Source organism: Curtobacterium sp. LFS079 (assembly GCF_047977865.1).
Classification (GTDB): Bacteria; Actinomycetota; Actinomycetes; order Actinomycetales; family Micrococcaceae; genus Arthrobacter.
Map to the genome: position 1 here is coordinate 26478 of NZ_JBFPFO010000003.1, position 19690 is coordinate 46167.

General features: G+C 65.7%; 19 protein-coding genes and 1 tRNA gene. 6 read left to right on the forward strand and 14 right to left on the reverse strand.

The features are described 5' to 3' along the window. Positions 1-17: 17 nt before the first annotated feature. The 9 genes from ACNQPB_RS06140 to ACNQPB_RS06180 all read right to left on the reverse strand — a co-directional run bounded on the left by ACNQPB_RS06140 (position 18) and on the right by ACNQPB_RS06180 (position 9987). Positions 18-1382 (reverse strand): glycoside hydrolase family 172 protein, encoded by a 1365-nt coding sequence (locus ACNQPB_RS06140; protein WP_498750018.1) that lies wholly within the window; start codon positions 1380-1382, stop codon positions 18-20. 26 nt (positions 1383-1408) lie between these two features. After that, positions 1409-2314 carry a carbohydrate ABC transporter permease gene (locus tag ACNQPB_RS06145; protein WP_498750020.1) on the reverse strand — a complete coding sequence of 302 codons (906 nt, stop codon included), beginning with the start codon at positions 2312-2314 and terminating at the stop codon, positions 1409-1411. Then, positions 2307-3278: a carbohydrate ABC transporter permease gene (locus ACNQPB_RS06150; protein WP_498750022.1), complete on the reverse strand. Its 972-nt coding sequence runs from the start codon at positions 3276-3278 to the stop codon at positions 2307-2309. Before ACNQPB_RS06150 ends, ACNQPB_RS06145 begins: the two co-directional genes overlap by 8 nt. Then, on the reverse strand, positions 3275-4576 hold the full coding sequence (locus ACNQPB_RS06155) for an ABC transporter substrate-binding protein (RefSeq protein WP_498750024.1): 1302 nt from the start codon (positions 4574-4576) through the stop codon (positions 3275-3277). The genes ACNQPB_RS06150 and ACNQPB_RS06155 overlap by 4 nt, the downstream gene beginning before the upstream one ends. A 53-nt stretch (positions 4577-4629) precedes the next feature. Next, entirely contained in the window at positions 4630-5625 is a 996-nt protein-coding gene (locus ACNQPB_RS06160; protein ID WP_498750026.1) for a LacI family DNA-binding transcriptional regulator, read from the reverse strand. 117 nt (positions 5626-5742) lie between these two features. Beyond that, positions 5743-6738: a LacI family DNA-binding transcriptional regulator gene (locus tag ACNQPB_RS06165; RefSeq protein ID WP_498750707.1), complete on the reverse strand. Its 996-nt coding sequence runs from the start codon at positions 6736-6738 to the stop codon at positions 5743-5745. 195 nt (positions 6739-6933) lie between these two features. Beyond that, positions 6934-8460: a tripartite tricarboxylate transporter permease gene (locus ACNQPB_RS06170; RefSeq protein ID WP_498750028.1), complete on the reverse strand. Its 1527-nt coding sequence runs from the start codon at positions 8458-8460 to the stop codon at positions 6934-6936. 1 nt (position 8461) lies between these two features. After that, positions 8462-8977 (reverse strand): tripartite tricarboxylate transporter TctB family protein, encoded by a 516-nt coding sequence (locus ACNQPB_RS06175; protein WP_498750030.1) that lies wholly within the window; start codon positions 8975-8977, stop codon positions 8462-8464. Further along, positions 8974-9987 carry a Bug family tripartite tricarboxylate transporter substrate binding protein gene (locus ACNQPB_RS06180; protein ID WP_498750032.1) on the reverse strand — a complete coding sequence of 338 codons (1014 nt, stop codon included), beginning with the start codon at positions 9985-9987 and terminating at the stop codon, positions 8974-8976. The genes ACNQPB_RS06175 and ACNQPB_RS06180 overlap by 4 nt, the downstream gene beginning before the upstream one ends. Positions 9988-10208: 221 nt before the next feature. Here ACNQPB_RS06180 and ACNQPB_RS06185 point away from each other — a divergent pair, with 221 nt between their 5' ends. The 4 genes from ACNQPB_RS06185 to ACNQPB_RS06200 all read left to right on the forward strand — a co-directional run bounded on the left by ACNQPB_RS06185 (position 10209) and on the right by ACNQPB_RS06200 (position 14133). Further along, entirely contained in the window at positions 10209-11861 is a 1653-nt protein-coding gene (locus ACNQPB_RS06185) for a sensor histidine kinase (RefSeq protein ID WP_498750709.1), read from the forward strand. Beyond that, entirely contained in the window at positions 11858-12547 is a 690-nt protein-coding gene (locus ACNQPB_RS06190) for a response regulator (protein WP_498750034.1), read from the forward strand. Before ACNQPB_RS06185 ends, ACNQPB_RS06190 begins: the two co-directional genes overlap by 4 nt. Positions 12548-12629: 82 nt before the next feature. Further along, positions 12630-13223, forward strand: coding sequence for a carboxymuconolactone decarboxylase family protein (locus ACNQPB_RS06195; protein ID WP_498750035.1), 594 nt, complete (start codon positions 12630-12632; stop codon positions 13221-13223). A 10-nt stretch (positions 13224-13233) separates the two neighbouring features. After that, complete coding sequence (locus ACNQPB_RS06200) at positions 13234-14133, forward strand: RNA polymerase sigma-70 factor (RefSeq protein WP_498750037.1); 900 nt, start codon at positions 13234-13236, stop codon at positions 14131-14133. A 36-nt stretch (positions 14134-14169) separates the two neighbouring features. Here ACNQPB_RS06200 and ACNQPB_RS06205 read toward each other — a convergent pair whose 3' ends face one another. The 4 genes from ACNQPB_RS06205 to ACNQPB_RS06220 form a co-directional block, all read right to left on the reverse strand. Then, positions 14170-14946 (reverse strand): SDR family oxidoreductase, encoded by a 777-nt coding sequence (locus ACNQPB_RS06205; protein WP_498750039.1) that lies wholly within the window; start codon positions 14944-14946, stop codon positions 14170-14172. A 68-nt stretch (positions 14947-15014) separates the two neighbouring features. Further along, positions 15015-16031, reverse strand: coding sequence for an inorganic phosphate transporter (locus ACNQPB_RS06210; RefSeq protein WP_498750040.1), 1017 nt, complete (start codon positions 16029-16031; stop codon positions 15015-15017). A gap of 1 nt (position 16032) precedes the next feature. Next, a complete protein-coding gene (locus ACNQPB_RS06215; protein ID WP_498750042.1) occupies positions 16033-16650 on the reverse strand; it encodes a DUF47 domain-containing protein in 618 nt (205 codons plus the stop codon). Positions 16651-17072: 422 nt separating this feature from the next. After that, positions 17073-17732, reverse strand: a complete 660-nt coding sequence (locus ACNQPB_RS06220) for a hypothetical protein (RefSeq protein ID WP_498750044.1) — start codon at positions 17730-17732, stop codon at positions 17073-17075. A gap of 316 nt (positions 17733-18048) precedes the next feature. Between ACNQPB_RS06220 and ACNQPB_RS06225 the strand changes: the two genes are divergently transcribed. Both ACNQPB_RS06225 and ACNQPB_RS06230 read left to right on the forward strand, forming a co-directional pair. Further along, positions 18049-18121 (forward strand) — tRNA-Lys (locus ACNQPB_RS06225). Between the two features lie 43 nt (positions 18122-18164). Then, on the forward strand, positions 18165-18644 hold the full coding sequence (locus tag ACNQPB_RS06230; RefSeq protein ID WP_498750046.1) for a carboxymuconolactone decarboxylase family protein: 480 nt from the start codon (positions 18165-18167) through the stop codon (positions 18642-18644). A gap of 24 nt (positions 18645-18668) precedes the next feature. On the opposite strand, the gene ACNQPB_RS06235 is transcribed toward ACNQPB_RS06230, so the two are convergent. Next, entirely contained in the window at positions 18669-19313 is a 645-nt protein-coding gene (locus tag ACNQPB_RS06235; RefSeq protein ID WP_498750711.1) for a DNA alkylation repair protein, read from the reverse strand. Positions 19314-19690: the final 377 nt, after the last annotated feature.

Consider the following 19690-nt stretch of genomic DNA (forward strand, 5'->3'; position numbering starts at 1 on the left):
TGTTGCGGGGAAGTGGATTAGGTCGCCGGGACGCTCTGGGAGGCGAGGTAGCGCTCGCGGACGTCGCGGGCCTGGCTGACGTTGCCCTGCTCCCATTGGTCGATTTCCGCGCGGCGTTCGGCACGCACCGCATCGCGGACCTCCGTGAACTTCTTCATGCGCTCGGCCGCCGCATCCCGTGCTGCCTGCTGGGCGGGGGTCAGCACCGGGAGGGGCAGCTCCTCCACCTGCTCGCGGGGCCGCAGCGGGAGCCGGTCTTCCACCGGGGCGATATCCAGGGCGGGGGACGGCAGGGTCTGGTACCAGTAGGCGGTGGAGGACCAGTCATCCGAGAGGTGGTTGGCGTGGCCGTGCTCGAAAGTGACCTTGATGCGCTTCTGGAAGCGGATGGGATCGGTCATGTGGAAGCGGTAGCTGTGGTGGAAGCCGGGGACGTTTTCTTCGTGGACCATGGTGCCGTTCATCATGAACGCGTTGTGCTGCATGCCCCAGGCGTGGCCGAAGTAGTCCTCCATTCCGGTGCCGTGCAGGCTCGGCGGCCAGGTGTCGTCGTCGATGAAGATCATGTCGTCGCCTTCGCCCCACCAGGAGCCCTGGAAGTGCCGCACGGCGAGGTTGCAGCCCACGTAGTGGCCGTGCCCTTCCGTTTCCAGCACCACGTAGTTGTCCTCCCCGGTGAGGTTTGGGATGGTGACCTCGATGCTGTTGGTCTGCAGGTCCGGGCCCCAGCCGGCGTTGGGCTTCTGCCGGCGCCAGTGGGCGTGGAAGTAGGCGGTGTCTTCCGGAAGCGGCTCGGTGTAGAGCTCGTAGTCGATGTAGAAGTACTGCAGGTAGGGGATGTCGTTCTGGTTTTCGACCACGATCCGGGCGCGGGAGTTGAACGGCATTTCGAAATAACTGTTGAAGGCCGCACTGCCGCCGAAGGTGTTCAGTTCCCCTTCCTTGGCGGAGACGGAGAGCGGCAGGGAATCGTAGGAGCCCGAGAGCGAGTTGAGCAGTCCGAAGAAGTCACCCAGGGGCGCGATGACACTCGGCGTTTCCTGGTCGTCCCAGTAAACCTTCAGGACGATCTTGCGGTAGTAGTCCGGGTCCACGACTTCCCAGCTGACGCCCAGCGCGTTGTGGATCTCCAGCATCGGCACGCCCACCAGTTCGGGGGAGATCTGGCCCGGGCCGGGCTGGATGCGGCAGGACTGGGTCATCCATATGTGGGTGATGGCGCCGGGGCCCTCGAGGTCCGCGAGGACGCGTTCCTCGCCGGGCATGATGATCCAGTTGTCGCGGTTGCGGCCGGTCTGGTCCCAGCTGGATGCCCGTGCGGTGCGTGCAGTGGAAAGTTTGGTGAGGCTGGAGAGCAGGCCGGAGCGGGTGTTTGAAGACATGATGGTGCTTGTCCTTTCGGAAGTGTTCAGCCCTTGACGGCGGACTGGGTGAGGCTTGCGATGATCCACCGCTGGGCCACGAGGAAGACGATGAGGGCCGGGGCGATGGCGATGGTGGTTGCCGCCATGACTTGGGCTACGTTGCCGGCTCCGTAGGGGCCGAGCATGAGGACCAGTCCGAGCGGGAGGGTGGCGGTTTCGGTGCTGTTGAGGAAGATCGACGGCGCAAAATAGGCGTTCCAGCTGCCAAGGAAGGTGATGACTCCCAGGGTGCTGACCGCGTTCTTAGCCAGTGGCAGGGCAATCAGGCGGTACGTTTGCCAGGCGCTGGCACCGTCCATGCGGGCGGCGTCGATGATTTCCTGCGGCAGCCCCAGGAAGAACTGGCGCAGCAGGAAGACGCCCAGCGCGCCGGTTATGCCGGGGAGGATCAGGCTCAGGGGGTTGTCCAGCAGGCCGAAGGTGCGCATCAGCAGGAACAAGGGGATGATCGTCACCTGCGCCGGGACCATGAGGGAGGACAGCAGGCCCACGAAGATCGGATTCTTCCCAGGGAACTCGAGCTTGGCGAAGGCATACCCCGCCATGGGGGCCGTGATGATCATCCCGATGCTGACCGCGATGGCGATCACGGCGCTGTTGAGCATGTTCTTCAGGATGGGCACGGGGCCGGTGACGGCGTCAGCGTAGTTGAACCACTGCCACTCCGTGGGAAGCCATTGCGGCGGCAGGTCGTATGCGTGGCCGGCGTCGCGGAGCGAGGTTGTGAACATCCACAGGAACGGGGCGATCATTCCGACGGCTCCGATCACCAGCAGGGCGACCGAGACCGCCTTCCCCAGGCCCCGACGGCGGTGCGGCCTTTTGTTGTCCGCCCGGCTTGCGATGTCCGTCCGGCGGCCCGGTGCGCCGGAAACGTTGAGCTTACTCATTGTTCACCCACGACTTCCTGAGACGGAACTGCGCCATCGTCACCAGCATGATGATGAGGAACAGGGTTACTGCGATGGCTGAGGCGTAGCCCATGTCGAACTTGTTGAAGGCGACTTCTGCGATGTACATGACAACACTGCGGCTGGCGTCGCCGGGCCCGCCGCGGGTCAGGACAATGATGGATTCGTAGATCTGGAAGGCGCCGATGATGGTGATGGTGATGTTGAAGAACGTGGCCTGGCTGATCATCGGGATGATGATGCGGCGGAAGATCTGCCACTCGTTGGCTCCGTCCATCCGGGCCGCTTCGACCATGTCCTTCGGGACTTCTTGGAGGGCCGCGACGAATATCAGCATCGAGAAACCGACATTCCGCCAGGTGTCGACGATGATCACCGAGACCTTGGAGAACTCCGGGCTGTTGAGCCAGTCGATTTTCTCCCCGCCCAGTCCTGCCAGGTAGTAGTTCAGGATGCCTGTGTCCTTCTGGAAGAGGGCCTGCCAGATGATGGAGACGTACACCAAGGCAACCAGGTAGGGAAAGAAGTAAGCGGAGCGGAAGATGTAGGTGAGTGCCTTGGGGAGGCGCTGGTTGATCAGGACGGCAAATACCAGGGCGAATCCGTTGATCAGCACCACTGCGGCCGCGACGTAGAGAACGGTGTTCCCGTAGGTGGTGGCCAGGCGCTCATCCCGGAACATGCGGATGTAGTTGTCCAGGCCCACGAACTTGGGTGCCGTGAGGATGTTGTACTTGGTGAGGCTGAGGCAGATGGCGGCCAGCAGGGGGCCAAGGACGAACACCAGAAACCCGAGGATGGTCGGAGCAGTAAAGGCGTAGCCAGTCAGGGCGTCCTTGCGTTTCACTGTGCTGAGCCGTTCCGCGAACCCGGGACCCGGGGGCCGGCCCGCGCCTCCCGAGGGGAGCACGGCCGACGAGTGCTTATGAGCGGTGGTTGTCACTTCAGGGCCGCCTCGACGTCCTGGTTCGCCTTTTTCAAGGACGCCGCAACGTCCTGGCCGGACATGATCTCGTCCATCGCCCGCATGAAGGCCGGATCAAGGACGTTGTAGGCGCCGGGCGCCGCAACCGGTTTGGCGTAGGACAGCGAGTTGTAGAACTCGCTGGCGTGTTCCGGGCTGGCCAGGAATTCCTTGGAGGAAGCCGCCGTCTTCGTGGACGGTACTGCCGAGCCGGCGTCGGCCCACTTCTTCTGCGTCTGCTGGTCCGTCAGCATCTTGATGAATTCACAGGACAGTTCCGGGTTCTTGGAGGTCTTGGAGATCGCGAAGGCTCCGGCGCCGAAGACCGTTGCCTTGGTGGACTTCTTCGGCCATGGCAGGATGTCGTAGTCCGAGAATCCAGCCTTCGCGAAGCCGCCAGTGACGAAGTGTCCGGCGCCGGTCATCGCTGCCTTTCCTGCGGGGAAGAGCTGGTATGGGTCCGAGCCCTTGGGCTGCGGTGAAACGCCGTGTTTGGTGACCAGGTCGCGGACCCAGGCGATGGTTTCCTGGAACTTGGGGTCGGTCAGTTGTGAGGTCTTCAGGTCATCGCTCATCATGGACGTTCCGTTGGAGTACAGCCACGGAGTGATCCCGAAGGAATAGTAGGGGAGGGCAAAGCCGTAAACCTTGTCGGCACCGGAGCCCTTGGTGAGCTTCTTGGCGATCTCCAGGAAGTCGTCCCAGGTCCAGTCATCGCTGGGACGCGCGATGCCAGCTTCCTTGAACATCTTGGTGTTGTAGTAGATCACCATCGTGTTAAAGGTGTTTGGCATCAGGTAGGTTGAGCCGTCCTTCCGGAATCCGTCGAGCAGCTTCGGGTCGATGTTGTCCTGCAGGGTCTTCGCTTCCGGATCGTTCTCCAGGAAGCCATCCAGGGAAGCAAAGAGTTCGTTGTCCAGTCCGAGTTGCACGCCCTCGGTGGCGATGTTGATGACGTCCGGTGCCTGACCGGCGGCAGCCTGCGTCACCAGCTTGTTGACGTACTCCGTCCAGGTGGTGATCGGTGTGAAGTTATTGTTCACAGTGACGTTGGGGTACTTCTCCTTGAAACGTGCCGCAACGCTGTCGTAGATGGCTTTGTCGCCGGGATCGCCCCAGTTGGAAACGGAGATGGTTGCGGTGATGTCCTTGGCCGGCGCCTTGTAGGGGCCGTCTGCGGCCGGGGCGTTTGCGGCCTGCGGACCCCCGCAGGCGGTTAGTGCGAGAAGGGCAGATGCCGCCATGGTTGCCACGGCAACGCTTAGGGACTTTTTCATGTGTTGCTCCTTTGCATGATGCGTTCGGTGGAGTGTTGGGGGAGATTGGGGTGCTACTCGGTCGACCGCCGGAACTCGATGGAGGATTCCAGCCGGAGAACCCGTGTGGGGCCCGAAGGATTCTCGATGCGTCCCATCAGCAGGCCGACGGCTTCTTCGCCGAGCTGGAAGGCCGGCTGCCGGACCGTGGTGATCTGGGGAGTGAACAGGTCCGAGTATGCAAAACCGTCAAATGTGGCAAACGCCATCGTTTCGGGGATCTTGAAGCCGGCCTGTTGGATTGCCCTCAGTGCCCCTGCGCCCAGGAGTGTGCTTGAGGCCAGGACGGCACTGGGCCGTTGCAGTGCCGTACGGAGGAGTTCGCCTACTTTCTCGAAGGTCCCTTCGGTGGTCGATGTTCCCTCGCAGACCGTGCTGGTGGGAGTGGCGAGGCCGCGTGCTTCCATGGCGGCGAGGAAACCGTCGTAGCGTTCCTTGAGCGAGGAAACCCTGAGGTCCCCCGCGACGAGCAGGATGCGTTCATGGCCTTTGCCGGTCAGGTGATCCACCAGCGCGGTCATCGCCCATTCGTTGTCCACACCCACTTGGTCAACTTCCAGGTCCCCCATCCGGTCAAGGAGGACAAGGGGTTTCTTCTCTTGGCGGATTCTCGCCAGCAGGCCGGCACCGGAGCCGGCGGCCCTGGCGAGGATCAGGCCATCGACCCTGCGGTCAAGCAGGGCTTCCACAGCTATGCGTTCCCGGTCGGGGTCTTCCGCCGAGTTCGCAAGCAGCAAGGAGAGCCCGCGCTGCGCGGCGGCCTCCTCGACGCCGTGCACCATGTCCGCGAAGGCCGGCTCTCCGGCGTCGGAAACCACCAGGCCGATCGAATCAGTGCGGGCACGGCGCAGGGACCTGGCCAGGGCATCGCGGCGGTAGCCGACGCTTTTCATGGCAGAGAGGACCCGTGCCCGGGTTTCCGGTTCCACATGGCGGGTTTCGTTCAGGACGTGGGAGACAGTGGACGTCGATACTCCCGCGAGTGATGCGACATCAACGATGGTTGCCACTGCGACTCCTTTGGCGAAACGATTGCGCGAACGTTTCGATGGTAGGCGCAAACGTTTCGATGTGCAATGGCTCACAAGGAATTTCTTAGGCGAAGAGCACGACGGCGCGCGGCCGGATTAGGAGGCGGGCAGCGGCCCGCTGGACTCCCGGTATTCGATGACAGGCATGAGCCTGATGGTGGAGGGTTCCGTTTCTTTGTCTGCGAGTCGCTTGGCGAGTAGTTCCGCGGCGGTCACGCCGACGTCGAACGCCGGCTGGCGGACGGTCGTCAGGCGCGGTTCGAACAGGTCGGAGTAGGCGAAGCCGTCAAAGGTGGCGAACGCGATGTCGTCCGGCATCGCAAGGCCCCGGCGCTGGATGGCGCGCAGGGCGCTGGCGGCCAGCACCGTGCTGCAGGCGATGACCGCGGTGGGCGGCGCGCCGCCGTCGAGTGCTGCCCCGATTTCGGCCTCCAGGGCGCCCGTGTCCGTCGCGGCTATGGCCACTTGCTCTTCGGGCGAGAGCCCGGCCTCAGGGAGGGCTTGCATGAAGGCCGCGTGCCGCTCCTGGAGGGTGGACACCCTCGTGTCTCCGACGACCAGCATCAAGCGGCGGTGGCCTTGGGAAGCGAAGTACTTCACCAGTTCGGTGGTGGGCCCCTGGTTTTCGATGCCCACCTGGTCAAAGGGGAGGTCCGACAAACGGTCCATCAGGACAAGCGGCGTCTCCGCCTGGGTGAATACAGCCAGCTCTTCCGGGTCGGAGCCGGCCGCACGCGCGAGGATCAGGCCGTCGACGCGGCGTTCCAGGAGCGTCCGCACCGCCCTCGATTCCCGCTGCGGATCCTCGGCCGAATTCGCCAGGAGCAGGGTGACGCCTTGCCGCGCTGCCGCCTGCTCGACGCCGCGGACCATTTCTGCGAAGGCGGGCTCGCCGCCGTCGGAAATGATGAGGCCGATGCTGTCTGTCTTGGAGCGGCGCATGGCCCGGGCCAAGGCATCCTGGCGGTAGGACGTTTCCTTGATGGCTTTCAGGACCCGCTGCCGCGTTTCCTCGTTGACCGGGCGGGTGCCGTTGAGAACGTGGGAGACGGTGGAGATGGATACGCCGGCGAGCTTAGCCACTTTTACCATTGTCGTCATCGTCGGCCGCCCCTATGGAATCATTTGCGCATGCATTACTGCGCCTTGTTGGCCAGTCTACAGAGCATGCTCGCGCAAGACGCGGCACGGCTCCGTTCCGGGTGGCAAGCAGAAGGCCCGACGGCGGGCGGCACCTTGGGTGTGCCGCCCGCCGTCGTTTTTTGTCGCCGTCGTTCTGTCCGGGAGTTACCGGAGCTGATCCTCGAGCTGCAGGGCGGCCGGCTTCTGCGGGCCGAACCTCCGCCACAGGCGGATGAAGACCGGCAGGGCAAGCAGCACGGCCACCAGGATGTACACCACGATGGCCACCGGCTCGTTGAAGAGCCCGGAGACGTCGCCGGCGCTCAGCTGCAGCGATTTGCGCAGCTGGCCCTCGATGCGCGGGCCGAGGATGAGGCCGATGATCAGGGGCAGGACCGGCAGTCCGTAGCGCCGCATCGCGAAGCCCAGGGCGCCGAGCACCAGCAGCAGCACCAGGTCGAAGGCCTGCATGTTGACTGAGAAGGCGCCCAGGGTGGCAAAGAACAGAATTCCGGCGTACAGGTAAGGGCGCGGGATCTGCAGCAGCTTCGCCCAGAGCGGTGCCATGGGCAGGTTGATCAGCAGCAACAGGGTGTTGCCGATGAACAGGCTCGCGATCAGGCCCCAGACCAGCACCGGCTCGTTCTCGAACAGCAGCGGACCGGGCTGGATGCCGAACTGCACCAGCGCCGCCAGCATCACGGCCGCCGTCGCGTTGGTGGGCAGGCCCAGGGCCAGCAGCGGGGTCAGGGTGCCGGCCGCCGAGGCGTTGTTGGCGGCCTCCGGTCCGGCGACGCCTTCGATGGCGCCGTGCCCGAATTCCTCCGGGTGCTTGCTGAGCTTCTTTTCCGTCACGTAGGACAGGAAGGTGGGGACCTCCGCGCCGCCGGCCGGCATGGCCCCGAACGGGAAGCCGAGGGCGGTGCCGCGCAGCCATGGCTTCCAGGAGCGCTGCCAGTCTTTCTTGCCCATCCACGGCTGTCCCACCGGGATGGTCTCCGTTTTGTTCCGGCGCAGGTGGGCCGCGATCCAGAGGGCCTCGCCGACGGCGAAGATGGCCACTGCCACCACCACGATGTCGATGCCGTCGGAAAGCAGCGGGAGGCCGAACACGAGGCGCTGCTGGCCGGTCACGGGGTCCAGGCCGATGAGCCCGATCGCCAAGCCCAGGCCAAGCGAAGCGAAACCGCGGACCTTTGAGGAGCCCAGCACCGCGGTGACGGTCAGCAGGCCCAGGACCATGATCGACAGGTAGCTGGACGGGCCGAGGCTCACTGCGAACTTCACCACGAAAGGTGCGCAGACCGCCAGGAGGGCCGTGCCGATGGTGCCGGCCACGAAGGAGCCGATGGCCGCCGTCGCGAGGGCCTGTGCGGCCCTGCCGGCCTTGGCCATCTTGTGGCCTTCGATCGCAGTGATCACGGTGGAGGATTCGCCGGGTGTGTTCAGCAGGATGGACGTGGTGGAACCGCCGTACATGCCGCCGTAGTAGATGCCGGCGAACATGATGAGCGCGCTGGTGGGGCCGAGGTTGTACGTCACCGGCAGGAGCAGTGCCACTGCCATGGCGGGGCCGATGCCCGGCAGCACGCCCACGGCGGTGCCGAGGAGCACGCCGATGCAGGCGTACAGCAGGTTCATGGGCGTCAGCGCCGTGCCGAAACCCTGGATGAGGAGGTTGAGGGTATCCATGTCAGAGAACTCCTGCCAGGATTCCGGCCGGCAGCTTGATGCCCAGCCCGAAGTAGAAGCCGTAGAAAGTGGCCAGGGCCAGGCCCAGCGAGATCAGGCCGTCCCGCACGTAGTGGCGGCTGCCCAGGGCCCAGACGCTGCCCCAGAAAAGCAAGGTGCCGGAAATGACCCAGCCGGCGGCGTCGATCAGGAGGATGTTCAGCACGAAGGCGCCGACCAGCGGAAGGACCGTCTTCCAGTCGGCGGGGTGGGTCAGGTCCACGTCCTCGCCTTCTTCTGCCTGGCCGCGGCCGCCGCGCAGCACGTTGACGGCCAGGGCTGCAGCGGAAACGAGCAGCAGGACTCCGATGACCAGCGGCATGGTGCGCGGACCCACCGGATCGGACTGTGAGTACGGTGCGGCGATGCGGGACGCGTCCAGGAGGACGACGGCGCCGGCCGCCCCGAGCAGGGCAGCGATGCCCAGTTCGGAGCGGCCTTTGCTTGCCGGAGTTCCGGCGTCGGTCTTTTGGCTCACGCCAGCCCCAGCTTCGTCAGGACATCGGCAACCCGGGTGTCCTGGTCCTTCAGGAAGGTCTTGAATTCCTCGCCGGTGATGAAGGCATCGGTCCAGCCGTGGTCCTTCAGGGCGGCCTTCCATTCATCGGTGCCGTGCATCTTGGTCAGCGCGGCCACGATGCGGTCACGGTCGGCGTCGGAAACACCCGGAGGGGCCACGATGCCGCGCCAGTTGGTGAATTCGAGGTCGATGCCGGATTCCTTCAGGGTGGGGGCGTCGATGCCATTGAGGCGTTCGGCACCGCTCACTGCCAGGACGCGCACGGAGCCGGTCTTGATCTGCTGGATGTACTCACCCGCGCCGGATGCGGCAAAGCCGATCTTGTTGCCGAGGATGGCGGGCAGGAGATCGCCGCCGCCGTCGAAGGACACGAAGTTGACCTTCTTGGGGTCGATGCCCACGGCCTGGGCGAGCTGCATCGGAAGCAGGTGGTCCGGGCCGCCCGGGCTGGAGCCGCCGCCGACGGCCAGCTTGGACGGGTCCTTCTTCCACGCGTCGACGAGTTCGTTGATGGTCTTGTACGGGGAATCCTTGGACACCATGATCGCGCCCGGTTCCTGGATGAGGCGGGCCAGGGGAGTGGTGGCCGTGAGCTTCGCCTCGGACTTGTTGGTGTAGCTGGCGCCCACCACGCCAAGGCCCATCAGCATGGCGAGGTCCTTGTTGCCCTTTTCGTTGACCAGCCGGGCCAGGCCCACGGTGCCGCCGGCGCCCGCGAGGTTGAAGACCTCCACGTTGGTGGCGGTCTTGGTGTCATTCATGACCTTGGCTGCGGTGCGGGCAGTGGTGTCGTAGCCGCCGCCTGCGGTGTTGGGGACCATGATCCGCAGTCCGGTGAGGGGGCCGGAATCGGCGGTGCTTCCGCTGCTGGCGGCGGATCCGCCGCCGCTGGTGACGCCGCAGCCCGTGGCCGCGACGACAAGGCCTGCAGCGACGGCAATGGCGCGCAGTGCGTTCAATCGACGCATTTGTGTTTCCTCTTCTCATCATTGGGGGAGTGGTTTCACGCTATGACTTGACGTGACGCCGGTCACGCTTGTGTTCTCAAAGATTGTTTTGTTCATTGTGGTCACGTGCCCTTGGCATGCCGCGGCCGGATAATGAAGGGGAAATCCCCAGCCGAAGGAACCCCGTGCCCGAAGACGTGCCGCTGCAGCCTGGCCATCCCCAGCCCCGCCGTCGGCGCCGCCTGTCCCTGGCCGGCCAGTACCTGGGTCTTCAGCTGCTGATCGTGCTGGCGGTGCTGCTTGGCGTGATCGCGATATCCCAGGTGCAGTCGGCCGCGACCTTCGAACGGGTGGAGGGCCGCCGGGCCCTTTCGGTGGCGGAATCCCTTGCCGCGAACCCTACCGTCCGTTCGCTGATCCCGACGGCGGAGCCCCGGCACGGCGCGGCCCTGCCGTCTGTTGCGGAGTCGGTCCGGACGGTGTCCGGGGCCAGCACTGTGATCCTGGCCAAGACAGACGGCACCATCCTCACCTCGCCGGAGGACCCCGCCGCCGTGGGCACCCCGCTCCCGCTCGGCGGCAGCACGGTGCTGCAGGGACGGGCCTGGACGGGGCCTTTGGAGATGGGAGGCAACCTTTCCCTGATGGCCCACGTTCCCGTGATCGACGACGGCGGACGCACGGTGGGCATCGTCGCCGTCGGACGCCAGTATCCTTCCGTTCTGGAACGCTTCGGTGAGACGGTGCCCGATCTGTTGGTGTACCTGGGCGTGTCCCTCGCCTTGGGCGCGGCCGGTTCGCTGCTGCTGTCCCGCCGCGTCAAGCGGCAGACCTTCGGCCTGGAGCCGCGGGAGATCGCCGGCCTGGTGGAGCACCGCGAGGCGATCCTGCACGGCGTGAAGGAAGGGGTGATCGCCTTGGACCCGCAGGAACGGATCACCGTGGCCAATGAAAGCGCCCGGGAATTCCTGGACCTGCCGGAGGACTGCGTGGGCCGCAGCCTCGGCGAGCTCGGCGTGCAGCGGCAGCTGCGGGAGGACCTCACCACTGAACAGCCCGAGCCGGACCGCCTGCTCCTCGTGGGCGAGCGGCTGGTGGTCCTGAACCGCAAGCCCATGACGTCCCGTGGCCGCGTGATCGGCTCCGTGACCACCCTGCGCGACCGCACCGAATTGTCCTCGCTGGAGAAGGAACTGGGCCGCACGCGCAGCACCACGGACACCCTCCGCGCACAGACCCACGAGTTCGCCAACCAGCTGCACACCATTTCCGGGCTCATCCAGCTGGGCGAGTTCGACGAGGTGGTCAGCTTCGTGGACGGCGTGAGCCTGAGCCGCAACAAGCTTTCGGACGACATCACCTCCCGCATCCACGACCCCGCGCTCGCGGCCCTGCTCATCGCCAAGAGCAGCCTCGCCGGGGAACGGAACGTGGCCCTGCGGCTGGATGCCGCTTCCGGCCTGGGCCGGGTGGACGAGGAATTCTCGCGCGACCTGACCACCGTCGTCGGGAACCTGGTGGACAATGCCATGGACGCCGCTGCCATGGATGCAGCTGCAATGGACGCTGCTCCCTTGGACGCCGCCGGGGATGCCCCGGACGGCAGGGTCAGCGTCAGGCTCATCGAGGAGGCAGGCAAGGTGACGGTCACCGTGCGGGACTCCGGTCCCGGCGTCGCGCCCGCGGAACGGGAGGACATCTTCCGGCGCGGTTTCAGCACCAAGGCGTCCGACGGCGCCGGCGGCCGCGGCTTCGGGCTGCCGCTGACCCGGCTGGTGTGCCTGCGCCGTGGCGGCGACGTGGAGGTCCACGACGACGGCGGAGCAGTCTTCACCGCGACGCTGTACCGCTCGCCCGGGAAGACGCGCTCGGAGAAAGGAAACCTGCAGGCATGATCAGGGTCCTGGTGGTCGACGACGACTTCATGGTGGCCAAGGTGCACTCGGGCTTCGTCCGGCAGCTTGCCGGCTTCGAAGTGGTTGGGGCGGCCCACAGCGGGGCCCAGGCGGTGGCCGAGGCGCGGCGGCTCCAGCCGGACCTGGTGCTCCTGGACATCCACTTGCCGGACATCAACGGACTGGAGCTGCTGCAGCAGTTGCGCGAAGTGGTGCCGGAACTCGACGTGCTGGTCATCAGTGCGGCCCGCGAAGTGGAAACCGTGCGCCGGGCGCTGCGCGGCGGAATCGTCCACTACCTGATGAAGCCTTTTTCCTCGGAAGACCTGCACGAACGGCTTGAGCATTACCGGCAAAGCTACCAGGCGCTGTCGCCGGGCTCGGAGAAGGAAACGGCGGAGCAGGCGGATGTGAACCGGGTGTTCGGCCTGGGCGGCACCACGCGCCCGCTGCCCAAGGGCTTCAGCGCCGAGACCCTGCGGTTGGTGGAGGACCTGTTGCGACGCACCGCCGGGAATTCGGCCGATGCGGACCTGTCTGCCACCGAGGCCGCCGACGCCCTGGGCACCTCGAGGGTCAGCGCCCGCCGGTACCTCGAGTACTTCGTGGAGGAAGGCCGTGCCTTGGTGCAGTTGCGGTACGGCGGGATCGGCCGGCCGGAGCGCCGCTATAAGTGGCAGGGCTGAATTTCTTCCGAATCTGTCACAGATTGCCCGCGGGCGGTGTCTTGATGTCGCAAGGCAAAGAACCCGACCCGCAGGAGGAACCATGACTACCCGGATCCCCGCCGCAGAAATCACCGGCCTTTACGGCGCCCTGGTGAAGAAGTTCAGCGCAAAAATGTTCGGCAAGGTACCGGAGTCGCTGGGCGTCATGTGGCACAACCCGGCCGTGCTCAAGGCATCCATGGGCATGGGCCAGAAGCTGCAGAAATGGAACAGCTGCGACGAGTCGCTGAAGTCCTACGCCCACATGGCCGTGGCCTCGCTCATCGGCTGCACCTGGTGCCTGGACTTCAACTACTTCATGGCACACAACAACGGCCTCGACCTGGAGAAGGCGCAGCAGATCCCGTGCTGGCGCGAATCCGAGGTCTTCACGCCGCTGGAGCGCGACGTGCTGGAATATGCCGAGGCCATGAGCACGACTCCCGTGACCGTCACCGACGAGCTCGCCGCCCGGCTGCTCGATCAGCTCGGCGCGGCGGCCCTGGTCGAACTCACGAGCGTCATCGGCTACGCCAACCTCACGACCCGCGGCAACGTCGCGCTCGGCATCGAGTCCGAGGGGTTCGCGGACTCGTGCGGGCTCAAGCCCCTCGCGGCGCCAAGTCTCTCGCGGTCCCAGGCGGGCGCACGGTAGCGTGACCGGTATGCGCAGCTCCGGCACCACCGACGGCCTGGACCTCTTCGTCACCCACCGCAGCCTGCTCTTCACCGTGGCCTACGAGATGCTCGGCTCCGCCGCCGACGCCGAGGACGTGGTGCAGGAGGCCTGGCTGCGGTGGGAGGGCCTTGGCTCCGAAGCCCGTGCCGAGGTCCGCGAGCCGCGGTCCTACTTCATCCGCATCGTCACGCGCCAGGCACTCAACCGCCTGCGCACCTTGAGCCGGCGGCGGGAAGAGTATGTGGGGGAGTGGCTGCCCGAACCGCTGCTCACGGTGCCGGACGTCGCCGAAGATGTCGAGCTCGCCGAGAGCGTTTCCATCGCCATGCTTACGGTGCTCGAATCGCTTGCCCCTGTCGAGCGGGCGGTTTTCGTGCTGCGCGAGGTCTTCGATGCGCCCTACGAGGAGATCGCCGAGGCGGTGGGGAAGTCGACCGCCGCCGTGCGGCAGATCGGCAGCCGCGCCCGCTCCCACGTGGCAGCCCGGCGCCCCCGCATGCAGGTGGACCGCACCGAGCAGCAGGCCGTCGTCGAACGGTTCCTGGCGGCGGTCACCACCGGGGACGTGCAGGGGCTGATGGACGTCCTGGCTCCCGACGTCGTCCTGATCGCCGACGGCGGCGGTGTGGCGCAGGCCGCGCGGGTGCCGGTGTACGGCGCGAAGAAGGTGATCAACCTGCTGCGGCCCTTCCCGAAGGTCGCGGTCAACCCGAGGAGCGCGTTGCTCTGGCTCAACGGTGCACTCGGCATCCGGATCGACGACGAGGTGGGCGGCCCGTCGCTCATCAGCGTGGTGGTGGAGGACGGGCGGATCGCGCGGATCTTTGCCATGCGCAACCCGGACAAGCTGGGCGGGCTCGAGGCCGAAACCGAGCTCGCGCGCTAGCGTGTTTGTTCCGGAGCCGGCGTCGTTACTTGCGAACTAGCCGACCTTGAAGCCGCCGTTACTGTACAGAATCTGACCGTTTATCCATGATCCTTCGGGGGATAGGAGGAAACGGATGAGGTTGGCACTGTCATGGGGCGTACCCAGCCGGCCGATGGGTGTTGCGCCGATGCACAATGCGCGAACTTCATCGTTCATCCATCCGGTGTCGATCGGGCCGGGATTCACGACGTTCGCCCGTACTCCGAGTTCGGCGAGTTCAACAGCAGCTGCGGTAACGATGCGGTCCAGGGCGCCCTTGCTGGCGCCGTAAGGAAGGTTATGGACCGTGTGGTCACTGGTGAGTGCAACGATTCGGCCGCTCACCTCGCCCGTTGGGGCGGTGGGAAGTTGCTCCGCGAAAGCTTTGATCAGCAGCCATGCAGCCCGGGCGTTTACGGCGAAGTGGCGTTCCCAGCTTTCAAGGCTTGTGGTCAGGACTGAACTGTCGATCGATTCGGCATGCGACATGACAAGAGCGGTGACGGGGCCCATTGCGTGGGCAGCCCGAAGGAGTTTGACGGGGGTGTCCGGGCTAGCGAGGTCGCCTGGAATGAGCTCGACAGTTACGCCGAAAGCCCGACATTCTTCGGCAATGGACTTCGGATCATCCGCATTCCGATCAAGTCCCGCACGGTCGTCATACGGCCTCCAGTAATTGAGTGCGAGGTCCCAGCCATCCTGCGCCAGGCTAACAGCCAGACCTGCTCCGATTGAACGACGACGTCCGACGCCTGTAATAACCGCGACGCCTGATTTACCCAGCCTGCTCATGTGCACGAGCCTATAAGGCCTCCAGCCATCGCCTGCCGGGTAGGGCGCGTTTTGTTCGCCTAAGCCGCTTAGAGCCTGGCCAGGGGCGAGAAAGCCAGCTCGAGGACGAACGCCGCCGCCGCCGTCATTACCGGGGTGAGCAGCCAGAAGCCCAGGATCCGCAGCACCATGGGCCGGTGGGTGGCCGGGAAGCTCTGGTTGGTCCCCGCGCCCAGCACGGCGGAGGTGAGGGTATGTGTGGTGGAGAGCGGCAGGTGCAGGCCGATCGCGCCGATGAAAAGCATCAGCGAGCTCAGGCTCTGTGCCACGAAACCACGCAGGGGATCGATCCGGATCAGTTTGTGGCCCAGGGTGTGCGAAATCCGCCAGCCGCCGAACAGCGTGCCGGCGGTCAGCAGCACGGCGGTCAGCAACACGGGCCACAAAGGCAGCTGCCCGCCGTCGGACAGTCCCGCCGCAACGCCCGCCAGAAGCAGCACCGAAATGGTGCGCTGGCCGTCCTGCAGGCCGTGACCGAATGCGACGGCGGCGGCCGAGACTGCCTCGGCCCGCCGGAAACGGCTGTGCACCACGTCGGGCTGGGTGAAGCGGGCCGCCCAGGTAGCCGGCCAGATCAGCAGGTAGGCTGCGGCGAAGGCGATCAGCGGTGACAGCACCAGGGGCAGGACCACCTGGAACAGCAGCGCGTTGTCGACGCCCCCGATCGGGCGCCCGCCCACAAGAATGCTGGCCGCACCGGCGCCGGCGAGCCCGCCCACCAGGGCGTGCGTTGAAGACAGCGGGATGCCGCGCCACCAGGCGTAGACGCCCCACAGGACGGCCGCTGCAAGCGCGGAGGCAAGGATGCTCAGGCCGCTGACGCCGTCGGGCAGGTCAAGCAGGCTCTGGCTGGACAGCAGTGCGAAGCCGCCGCTGAGCATGGCGCCCGCGAAGTTGAAGACGGCCGCCAGCAGGACCGCCACCGAGGCGGTCAGCGCCCGGGTCCGGACGGACAGCGCGACGGCGGTGGAGACGTCGCGGAAGCCGTTGAGGAAGGCGAAACCGCAGGCCAGGGCCACAACCAGGACGAAAAAGCCGGTCGCCACGTCAGGCTTCCTTGACGATGATGCTGCCTACCTGGGTGGCTACCCTGCGCATGTCCTTGGTGACGTCCACCAGCTGGTTGGCGACGTCCCGGTGCCGGGCGTACTGCGCGGCTTTCATGTCGCGGTACATCTCGGCCACCCAGATCCGGTGGCTGCGCTCGGCCCGTTTGGCCAGGCGCAGGATTTCGATCCAGTAGTCCTCAAGTTCGTCCAGGTCGTCCAGGCGGCCCATGGCCTCGACCGTCAGCTCGGCCTGGCGGCTGATGACCTCCAGCTGGTCCGCCGCGCGCTTGGGCAGCCGGTCCAGCTTGTACAGGGCCACAAGTTCGCCCGCGGCGTCCAGCTTCTCCATGGCCTCGTTGAGGAAGCGGGAGAGGGCGTACATGTCTTCGCGGGGGAGCGGGTTGATGAAGCTGGTGCGCATGTGGGTGAGCAGGGCGAAGTGGAGTTCCGTGGACTTCGATTCGTGCCCGTGCAGTTCGTCGACGAGCCGCTCATGCTCCGTGACGGGCGCCCCGAGGATTTCCGAAAGGGTGCCCGTGCCCTCCAGGATCTGGCGGGCCATCTGGGACAGCAGCTTCAGCCCGGCGGGTTCCTGGGGAAAGAGGCGCAGCTTCACAGTGGTGCCCGTTCTGCGGAGTCGGTGGGGTGTGCGGCAACGAGGATCGCATGACTTGACGCGGGAACGTTCACAGACACCAACTTTACGGCAGTTCAAGCTGCGCCCCGGACGGGTTGCTTCAGTGCTGGTGCGCCGTCTTTGGAGGCGCTGGTCTTTGGAGGCGCTGGTCTTTGGGTGCGCTGAGGCGGCAGGCGCAGGCCGTCCTTAGGCGGGCAGGCGCCGATGGCCGCGAAGAGGGCATGAAAATGGTGCCGAACCGGATACGCCTCTCGGCGGTAGGCCGCTCGAAGCGGCTATAAGTTGAAGCCCGGGGGTTTCGCGGTTCGACACCAGTTTTAGTCTTATACCTCGTCCAAGCTAAGTCAACATTGACAGATTCGCGTTGGGGTGGATGCGTCGGCCGGGGCGGCCGGGCCGGCTCAGTCCAGCTCCCCCAGCCGCCAGGCGTTGGCTGCGTGTTCGAGGTCCTCGGCCGTCTTCACCAGCTGGTGTGAGCTCCTGGTGAGCTTGCTGGCGTGGCTTTCGCTGGCGTGCTCAGCGCTGTCCGCGATGGTCGCCTGGCCCAGCGCCACCACGCGGCAAAACGCGGCGGAACGTTCCAGCGCCACGTCGAAATCGCCGTCGAACGCTCCCGAAAGGATGGCATCCGCCATCTGCTTCATTTCGTCCGCTCCTGGCGGCTCGGCGGCCCCTGCAACGACGTGCGAAACCTGGGCGGTGTCCTTTCCGGCCTTGAAGTAGACGGAGATCCGTTCGGAGTTTTGGATGGTGGCGGCGCGGAGGGCGTACAGCCGCCACAGGGCGCCGGGGAGGGAACGGGCCGGGCTCTCGGCCCACATTTCGGCGATGGCATCCAGGCCTTGTTCGTCTGCGAGCTTGACCAGCCGTTTGGTGACCTTGGGATCGTCGCTGTCCCGGCCGCGGCGCACCAGAGCCTGCGCCGCCAGGTGGGCAGCCTCCGACACCCTCGCCGGGTCCGCGCCCCCCGCGAAGGGTTCAAAATCGATGGGCGCGAAGGGCTTGGGCTTGTGTTGCCTGGGTGCTCCGCTGGAACCTGTCGAGGCTGCTGGATCGCTCATGCCCCAACGCTACTCCTGTGCTTTCGCTCGTGCACTCATGGGATGGTTGGTTTCGGGGAGGTCGTCCGGGTTTGTTGTGCTGGTTTGGTCTGCGGGAGGCTCGCCCTCCTGACCTTCTTTGAACCGGCAGGTGCAGCGACACGCCGCCGGGGCCGCGCGCCGCCGTCGTTCCGTCGGCCAAAAGGGGTCAGGACGGCAGTGGCGGCCCGGTTTCAGAACTCCCGACGGCGGTGGCCAGCACCGTGTCATGGCGTCCTTTGGTGTGCGGTAGAGTATTTATCGTCCAGAAATGGACTGGGCCGGCGGTTGCCGGCAGGGGCCTTTAGCTCAGTTGGTAGAGCATCGGACTTTTAATCCGTGGGTCGTGGGTTCGAGCCCCACAGGGCCCACCCCTTTTCTTCCTCCTCCATATCCCCGGCTATCCTCGGGGATATGGATACGCGCCCCTTCCTGGACAAAGTCATGCCCGAGGCCTGGGATGCCGCACAGGCCTATGCGGCCGTAATCGGCGAGGCTGCATTGCGGCGGGGACTCAGCGCCCAAGAGGTGGAATTCATCAAGGTGCGGGCCTCCCAGATCAACGGTTGCGCCTTCTGCCTGGACCTGCATTCCCGGCAGGCGCGGCACGCCGGGATTTCGCAGCAGAAGCTCGACCTGCTCGCAGCCTGGCGGGAGACCGACGCGTATGCCGAGCGTGAGGCGGCCGTCCTCTCGATCACGGAAGCCGGCACCAAACTGCCACTTACAGAAGAAAGCAAAGTGGAGTTGGCGGACGCCCGGATCATCCTGGGCGAAGAGGCTTTCGTCGCGGCCGAATGGGTGGCGGTCACCATCAATGCCTTCAACCGCATCTCAATCCTCAGCGGACATCCGGTGCGTCCGCGCGACGCCGCCGGAAAGCTCGTCCACTGAGCGGCTTGCCGCCCGCCTGAAGCCCTAACCGGCGTCCTGCCGGCGCACCATTTCGTTGATCCAGACCGGGGCGAACGGAGAGGTGCAGCCCGGCGGCGTCGGGTAATCCTTCAGGACCTCGAGGCGCTCGCCGATGCTGATGGCGCGGGAGCGGTGGCCTGCGTGCTCGATCCCGATCCGGGCCAGGCATTCGTTCATGGCCCATTGCAGGCGGTCCGGGGCGTCCTTCATCTGCGCTTCGATGATGTCCAGGAGCCCGGGAAGGTCAAGGCCCTCGGGGCTTTTGGCTACGCGTTCGCTGGTGAGTGCCCAGCCGGCGCTCGCGGTCACCGGATCCGGATCGGCGAACCATGCCTGCCGCAGTTCTTCGGCGTGCGGGCTCTTTTTCACCACGTAGTTCACCAGCCAGTCGTGCACCTTGGGAGTGCGCGCCGAGCGGATCATGCCGTCGAGCTCATCGCGCCCGAACGCCTTCGGCCGGCAGATGAGCAGCGCCAGCAGCTTCGCCGCGGTGTCGTCCGTGGCCCACAGTTCAAGTGCCAGGTCCTGCTGGATCTTCAGACGCTTCGCAACGGCCCGCAGTTTGCCAAGGTTCACGCCGTGGTCGTCGCCATGCCGTTCGTTGACTTGGCGCGATTTGGGGTCTTCAAGCGCGGCCAGTTCGGCCATCACCTCGGCAACAGTCGTTCCGTTCAGCGTTGCGCCGGCCACGTCAGCCTCCTGTCATCGGGTGCGGTTCCAAGCGTACCCGCGGTCGATTTTCGGTGATGAAGTCTGATTTTTTGAAACGAATAACATCGGCGTGTCGCTACAGCGACTCGCCGAGGGAATTCCTAAAGGGTATTGACTTATAAATCCGGGCAGGAATATTCTCCCGCTTGGGTCGGTTCAACGGCCCGCATCCGGTCCGGACGGAGCCTCTGGGGGCGTTCCGGAAAGCGTGAATGTCGTGGTCTCCCAAGCGGGACCACGCGCGCCCCGACGCCAGGCAGCGTTGCCTGGGAGCAGGCGCATTCTGGGGGTTTACGTCCGCGAGGATGCACGCA